Source organism: Phycisphaeraceae bacterium (assembly GCA_019636735.1).
Classification (GTDB): Bacteria; Planctomycetota; Phycisphaerae; order Phycisphaerales; family SM1A02; genus VGXK01.
Window position 1 is genome coordinate 60880 of record JAHBWY010000004.1, and the last position, 14953, is coordinate 75832.

A 14953-nucleotide genomic window follows, 5' to 3' on the forward strand; every position below is an offset into this window, starting at 1 on the left:
GAACTCCTCGAGGAACGGTGTGGCACGCGGCGCTCACTCGAGCACTGGTGCGCCATCAGGGCCGCGACGCCCCGGCTCAAGACCGAGATCTTCGCGTGACAGGTAGCGGAACGAGTCGGGCCCGCCATGCGCAGCGGACACCCGTTCCAGCAGCCGCGCCGCATCGCGATTGAGGAACGCCACGCACTGGATTCGAGCCTTGCGGCGACCGCTGCGCGACACGACCGGGTTGAGCCGCTCCAGCGCGGCGACGAACTCATCGGGACCCATCTCATACTCGCCCGCGCCGGTCATACCCGCGGAGAGGAAGAAGATGAGATCGGGCTCGAGCTTCATGGCTGCGTCGAGCGCCGGCAGGGGATTGCTTCCTCCGGTGGGGAAGACGCGTGTCTCGATCCACTCGACCGTGCGCCGCACCTGTTCGTCGGAGGCGGGCATGAGGCGCCCCGGTGGCACCATAAGGGCGCGACCTCGCTGCGCGAGGATGACCGCGAAGCTCTGGCGCGGATCGAGGCGACGAAGACTCTTCGCGAGCTCCGCGGCAATCGCCGGGAATGTGCCGACCAGTGAACCCGAGGCGTCGACGACATAGACGATGCGCTGCGCGTTGGTCGCGCGAAGTCCCGCGAGCGTCGCGGTTCGCCCCTCCGGCTCAAGGACGAGCGGATCGATGGTGCGAGCCAAGGGATCGTCGGGGGTGATTTCCACCACGCGCTCGAGCAGCCCGGCAAGGTCGGCGGCGGGCACGGCGGTCGGGGCCGACAGTTCGAGCGGAGCGGTGGACGCCTCGACGGTTGGCGGCGCGGTGATCTCAAGTGGATCGAAGCGCGGCGCGTGGAAGTCCATGAGCGTGACCAGCGGCGCTTCCTCTTCCCACGCGCGCTGCACCACCGTCCAAGTGACAAGAAACGCGAGTATCGCGAGCCCGAGATGCAGCGCCCCAGACACCAGCCATGCGCCGGCACCGGGGCGTGGATCATTGACACCGCGGGGGTGACCCCCGAAATCACGAATGCGCCGCGCCTCAAGCGCGCCCGGCGGCGCGCCGTCGGCGAGCACGCTGCCGGCGCGTCGGCTCACGCTCCGGCGCCTCCAGATCCACGCGGGGCGGGGCGCTTCGAGGCGCCGGATGATCGACTGAAGACGAGGTGATCGACGCTCAAGCCACCTGGCCCGGTCAACACGATGCCAAGCGACAAGGTCAGAAGGCCCACTTGGAGGAAGAATGTCTTATAGGCGTCAAGCGGCATGCCGAAGATGAATGGATGCGCCAGGATCGCCGCGAGCGAGGTGAGATAGATCGCACCAGCCATGATGAAGACGATTCCGAGGGCCGCCAGCCGCGAGAAGATCCCGATGAGCAGCGCCGCGCCGCCGAGCAGCTCACCGATGCCGACGAGATAGCCGGAGATGCGCGGCGCGGGCAGTCCCGCGTTGTGCGCCATGAGCGCGATGCGCTCGCAGCTTCGAACTGAGAGAGGGTCGCTCTTGGGTGGCGCGGTCTCTTCACGCAGGGGCGCGCGCATGGAGACCCGGACCGGCTCGGCGCCGTGGTCGAGACCTCGGTCGGGTGTGATGAAGAGCGCGGCGGATGGTGCGGGCGCCGCGGATGAGGGCGCTGCCGGAGCGGGAGAGGCCGGGGCTGGTGCCGGTGCCGCGGGCGCCGCGGGTGGCGGTGCCGCGGGTGCCGCAGGCGCTTCCGCTGGCCTCGGGGCCGATGGTGCTGGAGTCGGTGCCGGCTCGCTCGGTGGCCGATCAATCACGGGTGCCGCGCCGTTGGCCGCGCCCGTGTCAGGCTCCTTGACCGCGCCTTCACCGACGGGGGCGGGGCGCCAGCGCCAGCCCATCGCCTCCAGTTGGGCCATCTCCTGCGGGGTGACTTTCGTTTCAGTGAAGAGCTTCGAGTAGCCCACCGGAATGAAGGCCGCGGCGAGCACCACTCGAGCGAGCAGTGGAACGATGTGGACCGCGGCAGATTGACTTGCGTGCATGAGTGCCTCCGTGCGTTCACGGCTATCCTAAGGATTGCCGCGCGGGCGTGGCGGAACGGCAGACGCGCCGGGCTTAGAACCCGGTGGGCTCATCACCCGTGCAGGTTCAACTCCTGTCGCCCGCACTTCGCCCCCAGGCCAGGGGAGCCCTCACCTCCGGCCAGTTTTGAGCCGATGAAACCAGTCGTGTCACCTCTCGCCGCCGTCGATTCCGCCGCGCCGTGGACGCCCGATTCCTGGCGGGGCCGGCCCTGCCGTCAGCAACCGCCTTGGCCCGATGCGGAAGCCCTTGAACGCGCGCTCGCGGAGCTGCGAACGCTGCCGCCGCTGGTCACCAGTTGGGAGATCGAAGCCCTCCGCCAGCAACTCGCCGACGCCGCCGCCGGTCGCCGTTTCCTCCTGCATGGCGGCGACTGCTGCGAGCAATTCGATGAGTGCACCTCGTCGGCGATTGCGGCGAAGCTCAAGATCCTTCTCCAGATGAGCCTTGTCCTCGTGCACGGTGGGCGAAGGCCGGTCATTCGAGTCGGTCGCTTCGCCGGTCAGTACGCCAAGCCGCGCTCGAGCGAAACGGAGACGCGGCACGGCGTGACGCTTCCGAGCTACCGAGGGGACAATGTCAATCGATCGGGATTCACTCCGGAGGAGCGCCGCCCCGACCCGTGGCGTCTCATCGAAGGTCACGCCCGCAGCGCGATGACGCTCAACTTCATCCGCGCTCTCGTCGACGGCGGGTTTGCCGACTTGCATCACCCTGAGAACTGGGATCTCGACTTCGTGAAGCACTCGCCGCTCGGCGCGGACTACCAGCGCATGGTGGAGCAGCTCGGTGAGAGCCTGCGTTTCATGGAGACGCTCGTGGGAGCGCAGGTGCTTGGAACCAATCGAGTCGACTTCTTCTCGAGTCACGAGGGGTTGATTCTCGACTACGAAGCGGCATTGACCCGGACCGTTCCGCATCGCGAGGGCTTCTACGACCTTTCGACGCACTTTCCGTGGATCGGCTATCGCACGCTCGACCTCGATGGCGCGCATGTCGAGTTCTTCCGCGGCATCGCCAACCCCGTCGGACTCAAGATCGGACCGGGTCTTGAGCCGCAGGCGGTGGTCGCGCTTCTCCAGCGTCTCGATCCGAATCGCCAGCCGGGCAAGATCGCATTGATTGCACGCTTCGGAGCGCATCAGGTGGCGCATGAGCTGCCCCGCATCATCGACGCCGTCAAGAGCAGCGGATGGACCCCAACATGGGTCTGCGACCCCATGCATGGCAACACCGAAACGGTCATTCCCTCGAGTGGCGCGGGTGCTGGCGTGCCGATCAAGACTCGCAAGTTCGCGCACATTCTCGCCGAGCTTGAGCAGAGCTTCGAAATCCATCGCGCCAAGGGCGTGCCCCTCGGCGGTGTGCACATTGAGCTCACCGGCGAGGATGTCACCGAGTGCACGGGCGGTGCGCGAGGGCTCTCCGATGAGCAACTGGCGCGCGCCTATCGGAGTCGAGTGGATCCCCGCCTGAACTACGAGCAGGCGCTTGAGATGGCGATGCTGATCGCCCGCCGCATGCGCGATTGATCGGGCTGGCTCGGCGCCGCCGCGCCGGGTGCTCAGGGCCGATTGAAACGCGCCACGCGTGAAGGGAACCGCCATCGCATCCGACGGCCGCGTGCACGGGTAGAATCCGCCCCCCATGCCCAGACAGTCAAGACGCGTGGCCATCTCCGGGATCGGCCCCATCACGCCCTTCGGCCTGGGCATCGATCCGCTCTGGAGCGGACTCTGCGAAGGTCGCTCTCTGCTGGGACCGGCGCTCACCTTCGACTCGACGGCGTTTCCCTGTCCCTTCGTCGGCGCCATTCCCGCCGATCGCTTTGATGTCAAGAGCGTCGTCCCGAAGTCCTATCGCAAGGGAACCAAGGTGATGGCACGGGACATCGAACTCGCCGTCGGTGCCGCGCATGCGGCGATGGCGAGCGCCGGCGTCGTCACCAAGGCCTCTGAACCTGCGGACGGCCGGGTCACGATTCCGCCCGATCGATTCGGCTGCCACATTGGCGCCGGTCTCATCGCCGCCGAGGAGAACGAACTGACGGCGGCGCTCGCGACGGCGGTCGATGAGCAGGGGCGTTTCACCTTGGCGCTCTGGGGCTCGCGAGGCATGGAGAACCTCACGCCGCTCTGGATGCTCAAGTACCTGCCGAACATGCTCGCCTGTCATGTCACGATCATCCACGACTGCCAGGGGCCGTCGAACACCATCACCTGCGCTGAGGTGAGCGGTCTGCTCAGCATGGGCGAGTCGATGCGCGTCATCGAGCGCGGCGACGCCGATGCCTGCCTCTCCGGCGGCGCCGAGAGCAAGGTGAACCTGATGGCGCTGCTTCGACAGCACTTTGCCGGTCGAACACCGCGCTGCGACTCGACGATGGAGCCCGCGTCACTCGTGCGGCCCTTCGCGGCCGATGCCGTTGGATGTCCACCCGGCGAGGGCGGCGGTCTGCTGATTCTCGAAGCCGAGGAGGCGCTCGAGCGCCGAGGCGGTCGTGCCATCGCCTCGCTCGAGGGCTTCGGCGCGAGCCAGAGTCTCTGCATGGATGACGCGGGAATTCAGCCCGACGCCGAGGGTGTCTCCGACGCAATCGCAGCGGCGCTCGACGATGCCAACGCGGACATCGACTCGATCGATGCGATCGTGCCCTTCGGAAGCGGCGTGCCCGTGATCGATTCGGCCGAGCGCCAGGCCATTGCCACCGTGTTCGGCCCACGCGCGAAGTCGATTCCCATCGTCACCGTGACGCCGAGCATTGGCAACTGCGGCGCCGGGGCGGGTGCGATTGCCGCGTGCGTCGCCGTCGAGTGTCTCAGGCGACAGGCGCTGCCCGCACGGCTCAACACCAGGGGCGTGACCGACCTCGATGCCAATGCGGCGCCGACCCGTTCGGCCTCGCTCAATCGCGTGCTGGTCGTCCTGCCGAGTTTCGGCGGCCAGAACGGAGCCATCGTGCTCGGGAGAGTCGCGTGATGCGGCGCCGCTCATCGCATGAATCAGCCCGCGGAGGGCGGCCGTGGTGCTGCTGCGCCGTGTCGCATGAAGGAGTCACTCGATGAGCGCGCCGGAACGAATCGTCGTCACGGGGATGGGCTGGGTGACTCCGCTTGGTCAGGATCTCGAGTTGGTGTGGTCGCGCCTCATGAAGGGCGAGAGCGGCATGGCGCCGATCACGCACTTCGATGCCACGACCTTTCCAACGACCTTCGCGGCGCAGGTCGGTCCGCTGGACCTCGGGCGAGTGTTGAGGGAGGCGCATGCGACCGCCGGTCCCAACACGCGATTCGCGCTCGGCGCCGCCGCGCAGGCGTGGGCCCAAGCTGGCTTCCGCGACGCGCCGCCGAAGAAGCCGCGGCGAGTCGGCTGCTATCTCGGCGCCGGCGAAGGAGTGCTTGACTTCGACAACTATGTGGCGACCAACATCGGGGGCTGGGACGCCGTTGCGTCGAAGGTTGATGGTCGGCGCTGGATCGAGACGGCACTCACTCGCATGGATCGCATGCGCGAGATCGAGCAGGAGCCGAACATGCCGCTCGCTCATCTCGCGCGCGAGTTCAATCTGCGCGGGCCGACCTACAACTGCCTGACGGCGTGCGCAGCGAGCACCCAGGCGATCGGCGAGGCCTTCAGCATTCTCCGGCGCGGAGACGCCGATGTGATGATCTCCGGCGGCACGCACACGATGATCCATCCCTTCGGCGTGACCGGCTTCAACCGGCTTACGGCCCTCTCGACCTTCAAGGGCGATCCGACCAAGGCCAGCCGTCCCTTCTGCGCGAGCCGTGACGGGTTCGTCATGGGTGAAGGCAGCGGCATGGTGGTGCTTGAAACGCTGTCGCACGCGCGCTCGCGCGGGGCGAAGCCGATCGCTGAAGTGATCGGCTATGGCTCGAGCGCGGACGCCTTCCGCATCACCGATATCCAGCCTGAAGGCCGAGGCGCCGCGGCCGCCATGTCGCAAGCTCTTCGGCAGGCGGGGCTCGACCCGCAATCGACGCGCCCCGATGGACGGCCGGTCATCGATTACATCTCCGCCCATGGCACGGGCACGAAGGAGAACGACTCGATCGAGAGTCGCGCCGTCAAGGTCGTCTTCGGCGGACAGGCGCAGCGCATTCCCATGAGTTCCATCAAGAGCATGATGGGACACCTGATCGCCGCCGCCGGCGCCGTCGAGTTCATCACCTGCGTGATGGCCATTCGGCACGGCATGCTGCCGCCCACGATCAACCACCACGATCCCGATCCGACGCTCGATCTCGACTATGTCCCCAACCAGGCGCGGCCGGCGCAGGTTGACACTTGCCTCTCGAACTCCTTCGGCTTCGGCGGGCAGAACGACACCGTCATCGTGACGCGATTCGCAGAGTAGGGAGGGGGCATGGGTGAGACGGCAGCCGAGCGCGGGGGCGACGAGACGCATGCGGCCCGCGGCGCCGATGAGGCCATCACCGAAGGTGCCGGTCGCGGACCCTTGATGCCCAACTCGCGGCCGCTCGAAGCGGCGAGCGCCCGCGCCGCGGACTCTTCCGAGCGGCGCTCCCGGCGGCGTGCGTTGGTCTTGCTCGTCGCGGTGGTCGGCGCGCTGCTCGTGCTGCTCGGATTCATGCTCGCGCGTGCCGCGCCATCGTGGTGGCGGCCACCTGTTGGTGACGACCGCTCCGACGCTCGGGCCCGCGCGATTGAGCAGGGACTCGCCGCCGAATTCACGCGTGTCCGGCCCGAGGGCGAGACTTGGGCGATCCGCATCTTCGAGGCGGATGCGAACGCGTGGCTCGCCCTTCGACTTCCCTTGTGGCTCAAGCACGATCGAGAGTTGCCGTGGCCGCAAGGAATCGAGGTTGTCCAGATTCACTTCGAGCGGCCTGATCGCGTGGTGGTCGCGGCCGATCACGGTGGGCGAATCTGGTCGGTGGTGTTTCGGCCGCGGATCGAGGCGGGCGTGCTCGCCCTCGACACTGTGGGCGGGGGAGTGGGGCGCCTCTGGATCCCGTGGGCGGCCACCACGGGAGAGGGGACATCAAGTCTCGCCAAGTTCGTGCCGGAACTTGCTCGCCCGGTCGAAGCGATCCTCCCGTTGCCGGACGATCGCCGAGTCCGCCTGCTCGACTTCGAAGTCGACCGCGGGGAGATCCGTCTCCAGTTCGAGACGCTGTGGCGCTGAGATCGACTCACTCCGGGCGTTGACGGCGCGGTGTTTGCGCCGGACTCCGTCAAGCTCCGCTGTCTATCGAGGACTCGCCGCGGGAGTCGTGGCAGCGGGGGGCATGGGCCCCAGGCGCGCACGAACGCGATCGATGAGTGTGATGCCGAGCAGCACTTCGCAACGACGCATCGCATCCTGCGACAGTTGTTCCCGAGCGCGGAGCTGCGGCTCGAGTGCGCGTCGAAGGCCCTCGGCGACCTCCGATCCGGTTCCCTCTTCAACCGCGTCGTCCCACTGGGCACAGAAGCGCTCCAGTGTGGCGCTCGTTCGCTCGTACGCCGCGACATAGTCGCGATGGAGGGCATCAATGGCGGTCCGCGCGGCGTCATCAAGGGACGGCTCGGTCGAGAGTGCCGTGAAGAACGAATGGAGCGCGTGCTGATCCGGATACAGCTCTGGATAGAGATGCTCGAGCGCCACACGCCTCCACTCAGGTCTCAGCTCGTCGCCGAAGGCACTCCCAAGCGCATCGATGGTTTGGAGGTGCAGTTCGCGAATCCTTGCCGCTACCCGGGCGGGCCGCTCGAACGCGGAGCGCGCCTCTGCACCGGCACCATCGTGATTGAGCCAGCGTCTCCGCTGTTCCCTGGTCGCTTCTCGCATGGAAGTGGCCCACAGTCCCAGTTGCTTCGTGAGTTCGACTGCATATGCGTCGAGGGTTGTTCGAAGCAATGGTGCGCGACTGTCGTCGAACGAAGCTCGCGCTGCGACCGCAACGACGAGCGGCCTCAACTCGAGATGAACCCAGCGACTCGTCGTGGTGAATGATCGGTGCTTCCGGCGTTCCGCGCGCGCCATCAACATCGGCACCCGATCGACACCGTCGTCCGGAAGCAGTGGAACGACGGAGTCAATGAGCGCCAACTCAGCCTTGGTCGACGCCTCAACGGCTGCAACGAAGAGCCGATCGGCGTCCGCTACCGCTCGAAGGCACTCGGGCGATGTGACTCCAAAGACGAGCATCGCATCGGACGCCTCGGCCGCAGCCGCCAGATAGGGCGGCAGGTGCCGCCGCATGAGCTGATTGTGCTCCTCAACGAAGGTCTCGAAGAGCGTCTCCAGGACCGGTCGAAGAGCAGGATCGATCCCATGCAGCTCCACCCACGAGGCGCACTCAGCTCGGGAGATCGGGTGGGCAACAGGCGGGCCGAACGGATGGAGGTAACCCTGACCCGTTGTCGCAAAGGAGCGCCAGGAGAGGGGCGACTCGAGCGGCATGGGGCGCGATGGTCCGTTCGCCCCGATCACCACCGCCAGACAGCCGATGATCGTCGACAGCATCGGCTCAGCAACCCGGGCCCGTCGGGCGCCTGTTGATGTGACCGACCGAGTGGACGGGCCCCCACGCACAACCGTCCGGTGGATGGCAGACTCGAAGGCGAACCGTGCAGAAGGAGGCTGGCTCGTCGAGATCCTCACAGTGAGTCTGACCGCCACTTCCCACGGCCACACAGCGCTTCAATGGCTCATCGTCAATGAACTGATGCGGGCAGGAATAGGTTCCGCAGTCCGCGCCGCCCCCGATTCCGTTCATCGCGCAAGCCGGCGTCGTCTGCGGTTTGACACATCCAGCGGGCTTGACTTGAGCAAGGCTCAATGGAGCGACGACGAGGCCGAAGATTGCAATGGCGACCCTGATTGATGTGCGCATTGGGAAATCTCAGCGAGGTGCTCTGTTCGACGATCATCGCGACCGGCTTTGGAGCGTACCCCCCCCCCCCTCTTGAGTCAAGGACTTTCAAGCTCGAGCTGAGCTCCGCGCAGTGTGCTCCGTGCCGAGCAGAAGTGGCGAGGGTTGGACCAGTCCATGAGCGCGGGGCACCAAGCGTTCCACCGATGAGAACCCACCGCCTCGCTCGGCGACTTCGCACGGCCCTTGATCGTCTCAAAGTGGCTCTTGGAGATGCGTGGACGATGCTCATGCGCGGTCGGGAGCGATGCTCAACCGATGCTTCGACAAGCCCATCCGCCAGCAGACAAGACTCCGAGCGGACCTGTGTCAGGGGAGGGCTGGACCACTCGCTCCCGGATGGCCCGGCTCCCGTAGAATCCGGCTCCCGGCGTGGCGCCACGCTTCGCGGGCCCCGGCTGAATGCCGCCGACTTCGTCAACCTTCGCCACCTTCATGCCGCAACTCACCATCAACGGCAAGACTTACGACTTCGAGAAAGGCGAGACGATCCTCCAGGTCGCGCTTCGCAACGAGGTCGAGATTCCTCACTACTGCTACCACCCCGGCCTCTCGATCGTGGCCAACTGCCGCATCTGCCTGGCGGAGGTGTGGGCGCCGAACCCGAAGACCGGCAAACTCGAGCCAGGACCGAAGCTCTTTCCGACCTGCCAACACCCCGCCGCCGAGGGGCAGGTCGTCTACACGGAGAGCCCGAAGGCGATCGCCAACCAGAAGGCGGTCATGGAGTACCTGCTCATCAACCACCCGGTTGATTGCGCCGTCTGCGACCAGGCGGGTGAGTGCCACCTTCAGGATTACAGCTACCAGTATGGCCGGGGCCAGAGCCGCTATCTCGAAGACAAGAACAAGAAGCCGAAGAAGGACCTCGGCCCGCATGTGCTTCTGTACAGCGATCGCTGCATCATGTGCACCCGTTGCGTGCGCTTCACGCGCGAGGTGACGGGCACGGGCGAACTCATGGTCGACGGCCGTGGCTCGACCGAGCAGATCGATGTCTTCCCCGGTCTCGCGATCAACAACGAGCTCTCCGGCAATGTCGTGGACATCTGCCCGGTGGGAGCACTCCTCGACAAGGACTTCCTCTTCCAGCAGCGTGTCTGGTTCCTGAAGAAGACCCCGTCGATCGATGGCCTCACCGCGAGCGGCGACAACATCTCCGTTGAGCACAATGAGGGTCGCATCTACCGCTTCAAACCGAGGGCCAACGCTGAAGTGAACCAGTGGTGGATCACCGACGAGGTGCGCTATGGCTGGAAGTTCGTGCATCGCGAGGATCGGCTTCGACTGCCCGGGGTGAAGGGTCGGCAGCCCTGGGTTCTCGAAGAGGCACCAGAGGCGTGGGCCACCGCGATCGATCGGGCGAATGGAGTGCTTGAAAGCGCGATGGACGGGCGCGCCGCAGGCCGGCCGAAGCGCCTTGGTGCGGTGATCTCGCCGATGCTCAGTTGCGAGGATGCATTCCTTCTTGCTCGCTGGGTTCGCGCGATTGATCCCGAGGCGGTGCTCGCCGTCGGACCGGTGCCGCGGCATGGCAGCGATCGCACCTTCCCCTCGGGCTTCACCGTCTGTGCGGAGAAGGCGCCAAATGCCCGCGGTGTTCGGCGGGTCCTGAATGCGATGGACGGGAAGATCCTGGACTCGGACGCCTTCCTCGACCAGGCACGCAGCGGCTCTCTCGGCGCCGTGGTCGTCACGGGGAACTATCCGAGCGAGTGGGTGACGCCCGCGTGGTCGCAGGCGCTCGCGAAGACGCCATTCGTGCTGATCGACACGCTGCCGACTGAACTGCTCGCGATGGCCGAAGTCGTCCTCCCCGGCGCGGCGTGGGTCGAGAAGGAGGGCTGCTTCGAGAATCGAGGCGGTCGCATGCAGGCCTTCGATCGCGCGATCGCTCCGGTCGACTTTGCGCGGGCCGAGGCGCAGATCGCGCTTGATCTCCTGGCGCACCTCGACGGCTCAATTCCCACGGCATTCCGCGCCTCTGACACGCGGCGCGCGATGGCCAGCGCCGGGCTTGCTGGATTCCGCACGATTCACGAGGTTCCCGCGCAGGCCACCGCGGAACCGGACATGGTCTATCTCGAGCTATGAGCGCCCTTCACCCCGCGCCGACGGCGCACCCTGTTCACGAACTCATCGCCGGTCGGTGGAGTCCCTATGTGTTCGACGAGCGGCCCATACCCGCCGCCGATCTCCATGCGATCTTTGAAGCGGCGCGATGGGCGCCGTCGTCATTCAACGAGCAGCCATGGCGCTTCATTGTGGCGACGAAGAGTGACTCCGAGGCGTTCGGCCGCATCCTCTCCTGTCTGGTCGATGCAAACCAGGCGTGGGCGAAGCACGCGCCAGTGCTGGCGCTCGGCTGCTACATGCGGAAGTTCGCGAAGAATGGCCAGGAGAACAAGGCGGCGGCGCATGATCTTGGGCAGGCGGCTGCGCTTCTCTCGATCGAGGCAGTGTCGCGCGGAGTCGCGGTCCACCAGATGATCGGCATTCTCCCCGACCGAGCGCGTGAACTCTTCGCGGTGCCCGCCGATGCCGAGGTTCTCACGGCGCTCGCGCTCGGCGTTCCGCTCCATCCGTCAGAAGGCCAAGGTGATCTCGCGTCGCGCGATTCATCCCGGCGACCACGGCAGTCGCTTTCCCAGATCGTCTTCGGCGATGGATGGGGCAAGGCCGGACCCGTGCGCTGAGCGCGCCAGAGCCACGAGGCAATCTGCGCAAGAAGGGCCCTCTTTGTCACGAGGGATCGAAGAAGTCGATCTTCGCCGAGGCGAGGTCGTACATCGCCCCGGCGAGTTCAACGCGCCCTCGATCGATGAGCGCCCGCAGCAGGGGGCTCTCGCGGCGGATTGACTCCATGGTGATCGCGACATTTGTCCGGGCAACCGCGTTCACGAAGTCGGGGTTGTCGGCGCTTCGATGGCCGTCAAACGGCGTCGCCTGGATGGCCGGGCTGATGCGACCAAGCAACGAGCTGAAGTGCCCCATCGTCACACCGGCGACCGCGCTGGTGACCGCGCTGCACCCGGTGTGGCCCATCACCAAGATGACCTTGGCCCCGGCGATGCTGCATGCGAACTCCACGCTGCCAAGCACCTCGGGCACGACGACATTGCCGGCGAGTCGTGCATTTAGAACCTGCCCGATGCCGAGATCCATGATGATCTCCGCAGGCGCGCGGGAGTCGATGCAGGTGAGGAGGATGGCCGCCGGATACTGGGCACCGACGCTCGCGGCCTGTTCATGCAGGAAGTCTCGGTTGAGCGGGGTCCCCCGACGAAAGCGATCATTACCCGCCCGCATCATGTTGATGATCTCGCGCGGCGTCATGGCGTCGCGCTCCTCTCGCGTCATGAGGTGCGGTGCACCGCAGGCCGATCGTGGTCGGGCCGAGGCATCCGAAGAGTGCGGGGGGCGACGGGGGAGTGAGGCGTCGGTGGGCATCGAGTGGGTTCGGCCGTTGACAGGCCACGAAGGTCTTGCAACGGACGATTGGCAGGATAGGCTTTTCCTGTTGCTCAGGCCCTTCTCGTGGCAGGGCTTGGGCGCGTGGGAGGTCCATCATGACGAATCGCGCGCGCGTCGTGGTTCCGTTCCGCTCGGTCTGGCGCTGGGGTGGAGCGTTGTCGACATGGGCGCTCATCACCTCGGTGACCCATGCAGGGGGTGGCCTGACCTTCACCGATGTGACCGCTGCAAGCGGCGTCATCGCGAGGCATGACCCCTCGGGCGCGCTGCTCTTTGCGCCGAGCATCATCGCGGATCTCATTGGTCCGGTGGTCGTCGGTGACTTCAACAACGACGGCTGGCAGGACATCTTCTTCGTCTCGAGCGGGAAGCAGCCCGATCGCCTCTTCATCAACAATGGCGATGGCACCTTCACCGACCGCGCGGCGGAGTGGGGGGTGGCGGTCAAGCACATGGGGCTCTCCGCCTGCGTGGGTGACTATGACGGCGATGGCTGGCTCGACATTTTCGTGACGAGCGGAGGGCTTGACGGTTCGCCCCTCGCCAAGGGCAAGCATCGTCTCTATCGCAATCTGAACGGGAGCGGCTTTGAGGAAGTGGCGCAGGCCGCGGGTGTTGCGACCGCATCGCCCTTCATCGCCGATGGCCTCGGCTGCGCCTTCGGCGACTTCGATCTCGATGGCGACCTCGATCTCTTCGTGGCCGGCTACTTCATCGTCGGCAAGGGCAATCGACTCTTCCGCAACAACGGCAACGGCACCTTCACCGATGTCTCCGCGCCCGCGGGCTTTCAACCGCTGCCGATTCATGGCTTCTCACCCCGGTTCGTCGACATGGACGGCGATCGCTACCCCGAGCTCCTGATTGCCGCGGACTTCCACACCTCGAAGTACTTCGTGAACAACATGAATGGCACCTTTACGAACGCGACGCTGTCGAGCGGCACGGGGACCGATGACAACGGCATGGGGTCCGTCGTTGCCGATCTTGACGGCGATGGCCGTTTCGACTGGTTTGTCACGAGCATCTGGGCCGTGGGCAGCCCGGAGACGCCGGGGACGGGCAACCGCCTCTATCGGAACATGGGCAACCACGCCTATCTCGATGTGACCGTGGCGAGCGGCGTGCTGAATGGCAACTGGGCCTGGGGCGCGACGGCGGTTGACCTGAATCACAACGGCTCGCTTGATCTGGTGCAGGCCAACGGCTGGATCACCTCGCCACAGTTTCAGAATCAGCCGACTCGAGTGTGGATCAATGACGGCACTGGCGGATTCACTGAACAGGCGGCCGCGACGGGCCTCTGGCACACGCTCTCGGGACGAGGAGTGCTGTCATTCGACTTCGACAACGATGGTGATCGCGATGTCCTGATCGCTGCGAGCAAGGACTTCCTGAAGCTCTATCGAAATGACCTCATTGCACCGGGCGGCTCCATGGCGGGGCGACACTGGCTGCGCGTCGAGATCGACTCCCGCGGATCACCGCGCGTGGCGCCCTTTGGCATCGGGACGCGCATTGAACTTCTGGCCAGCGGGCGCCGCCAGTTTCGCTTCATCGACGGCGGAACGAACTTCCAGTCACAGGATGAGCTCGCCGCGCACTTCGGTCTCGGCTCCGCTGAGGTGGTCGACGAGCTTCGATTGCTCTGGAGCGACGGGACGACGACGCTGCTGCGAGATGTCGCCGCGGACCAGCGCCTGACCATTGCGATCAAGCGTCGCTGCGATCTCGACCGAGACGATCGTGTCAACGGCGCGGATCTGGCCATCCTGCTGGGGCACTGGGGAGAGATCGACGACACCGACCCCATCGACCTCAATGCCGATGGTGCGGTGAACGGCGCGGATCTTCTTCTGCTGCTTGCGAACTGGGGGTGGTGAAGGCGCACGCTCGTCGACGGGTCGCAAGGACCACGCCGACGAGCGAACGCCGCAGCACGCTCAGTGTGAGAGTGAGAACGAGAGAAGGGTCGTGCGGCCCGCTCCTTCGAGTTCAGCCCAGATCTTGGCATCGGGGGGAAGCGGATCGGGCACTTCGACATGGGCGTGCCACTCCTTGGTGGCGCCATCCTTCTCAAGGTCGGCGAGCACCTTCAGGGCGCCTCGGCCATCCTCGCTTCCGATCCAGAGTCGCACGGTGGTGGGGGGCGGCGCATCGGCTTGACTCGGGTCGATGTCCTCGTCGGCCATCCGCATGAGGATGATGTCGACGGCAATGTCACCGCCGGGGGTCACGGGCCCTTCGTCGCGCGTGGCGATGATCGTCCACGGCGACACCGAGACCTGTCCGAGCTCGATCGATGGCCCATGGTGATGTCCGCCCGACATGCCCTCGCCATGTCCGTGATCGTGGCCGTCGCCATGACCATGACCGTCGCCGTGGTCATGATCGTGCCCGTGATCGTTCGACTTGGTGGGGGTCGACTTCTGAGCGTCGTTCGCCTTGGTGTCGGGCTCCCGGGAGCACGCAGCGGCCGTCAGCACAACTCCGAGGGTCAGGGCGAAGGTCAGGCGAACGCGACTCGAATGGTGTTCTCGCATGGA

Annotated in this window: 12 protein-coding genes and 1 tRNA gene; 8 read left to right on the forward strand and 5 right to left on the reverse strand. The window is 66.1% G+C overall.

Annotated features, from left to right (window positions below; all coding sequences use genetic code 11):
- Window positions 1-33: 33 nt before the first annotated feature.
- Both KF724_06365 and KF724_06370 read right to left on the reverse strand, forming a co-directional pair.
- Complete coding sequence (locus tag KF724_06365; GenBank protein ID MBX3355304.1) at window positions 34-1080, reverse strand: hypothetical protein; 1047 nt, start codon at window positions 1078-1080, stop codon at window positions 34-36.
- Window positions 1077-1991: a DoxX family protein gene (locus KF724_06370; GenBank protein ID MBX3355305.1), complete on the reverse strand. Its 915-nt coding sequence runs from the start codon at window positions 1989-1991 to the stop codon at window positions 1077-1079. The genes KF724_06365 and KF724_06370 overlap by 4 nt, the downstream gene beginning before the upstream one ends.
- A gap of 41 nt (window positions 1992-2032) precedes the next feature.
- Between KF724_06370 and KF724_06375 the strand changes: the two genes are divergently transcribed.
- The 5 genes from KF724_06375 (at window position 2033) to KF724_06395 (ending at window position 7201) form a co-directional block, all read left to right on the forward strand.
- Window positions 2033-2116: transfer RNA gene (locus KF724_06375), tRNA-Leu, on the forward strand.
- A 61-nt stretch (window positions 2117-2177) separates the two neighbouring features.
- Window positions 2178-3563, forward strand: a complete 1386-nt coding sequence (locus KF724_06380; GenBank protein MBX3355306.1) for a 3-deoxy-7-phosphoheptulonate synthase class II — start codon at window positions 2178-2180, stop codon at window positions 3561-3563.
- 115 nt (window positions 3564-3678) lie between these two features.
- Entirely contained in the window at window positions 3679-5010 is a 1332-nt protein-coding gene (locus KF724_06385) for a hypothetical protein (GenBank protein ID MBX3355307.1), read from the forward strand.
- A gap of 82 nt (window positions 5011-5092) precedes the next feature.
- Window positions 5093-6409 carry a beta-ketoacyl-[acyl-carrier-protein] synthase family protein gene (locus KF724_06390; protein MBX3355308.1) on the forward strand — a complete coding sequence of 439 codons (1317 nt, stop codon included), beginning with the start codon at window positions 5093-5095 and terminating at the stop codon, window positions 6407-6409.
- A gap of 9 nt (window positions 6410-6418) precedes the next feature.
- On the forward strand, window positions 6419-7201 hold the full coding sequence (locus tag KF724_06395) for a hypothetical protein (protein ID MBX3355309.1): 783 nt from the start codon (window positions 6419-6421) through the stop codon (window positions 7199-7201).
- A gap of 63 nt (window positions 7202-7264) precedes the next feature.
- On the opposite strand, the gene KF724_06400 is transcribed toward KF724_06395, so the two are convergent.
- Window positions 7265-8524: a hypothetical protein gene (locus KF724_06400; protein ID MBX3355310.1), complete on the reverse strand. Its 1260-nt coding sequence runs from the start codon at window positions 8522-8524 to the stop codon at window positions 7265-7267.
- Between the two features lie 844 nt (window positions 8525-9368).
- Here KF724_06400 and KF724_06405 point away from each other — a divergent pair.
- Together KF724_06405 and KF724_06410 are read left to right on the forward strand one after the other, a co-directional pair.
- Window positions 9369-11027 carry a (2Fe-2S)-binding protein gene (locus tag KF724_06405; GenBank protein ID MBX3355311.1) on the forward strand — a complete coding sequence of 553 codons (1659 nt, stop codon included), beginning with the start codon at window positions 9369-9371 and terminating at the stop codon, window positions 11025-11027.
- The gene (locus KF724_06410; protein MBX3355312.1) at window positions 11024-11629 is read left to right on the forward strand and encodes a nitroreductase family protein; all 606 of its coding nucleotides are present in this window, start codon (window positions 11024-11026) and stop codon (window positions 11627-11629) included. Before KF724_06405 ends, KF724_06410 begins: the two co-directional genes overlap by 4 nt.
- Before the next feature lie 46 nt (window positions 11630-11675).
- On the opposite strand, the gene KF724_06415 is transcribed toward KF724_06410, so the two are convergent.
- The gene (locus tag KF724_06415; protein ID MBX3355313.1) at window positions 11676-12269 is read right to left on the reverse strand and encodes a hypothetical protein; all 594 of its coding nucleotides are present in this window, start codon (window positions 12267-12269) and stop codon (window positions 11676-11678) included.
- Between the two features lie 233 nt (window positions 12270-12502).
- Between KF724_06415 and KF724_06420 the strand changes: the two genes are divergently transcribed.
- A complete protein-coding gene (locus KF724_06420) occupies window positions 12503-14290 on the forward strand; it encodes a VCBS repeat-containing protein (GenBank protein ID MBX3355314.1) in 1788 nt (595 codons plus the stop codon).
- Between the two features lie 60 nt (window positions 14291-14350).
- On the opposite strand, the gene KF724_06425 is transcribed toward KF724_06420, so the two are convergent.
- Complete coding sequence (locus KF724_06425) at window positions 14351-14950, reverse strand: hypothetical protein (GenBank protein MBX3355315.1); 600 nt, start codon at window positions 14948-14950, stop codon at window positions 14351-14353.
- Window positions 14951-14953 lie beyond the last annotated feature (3 nt).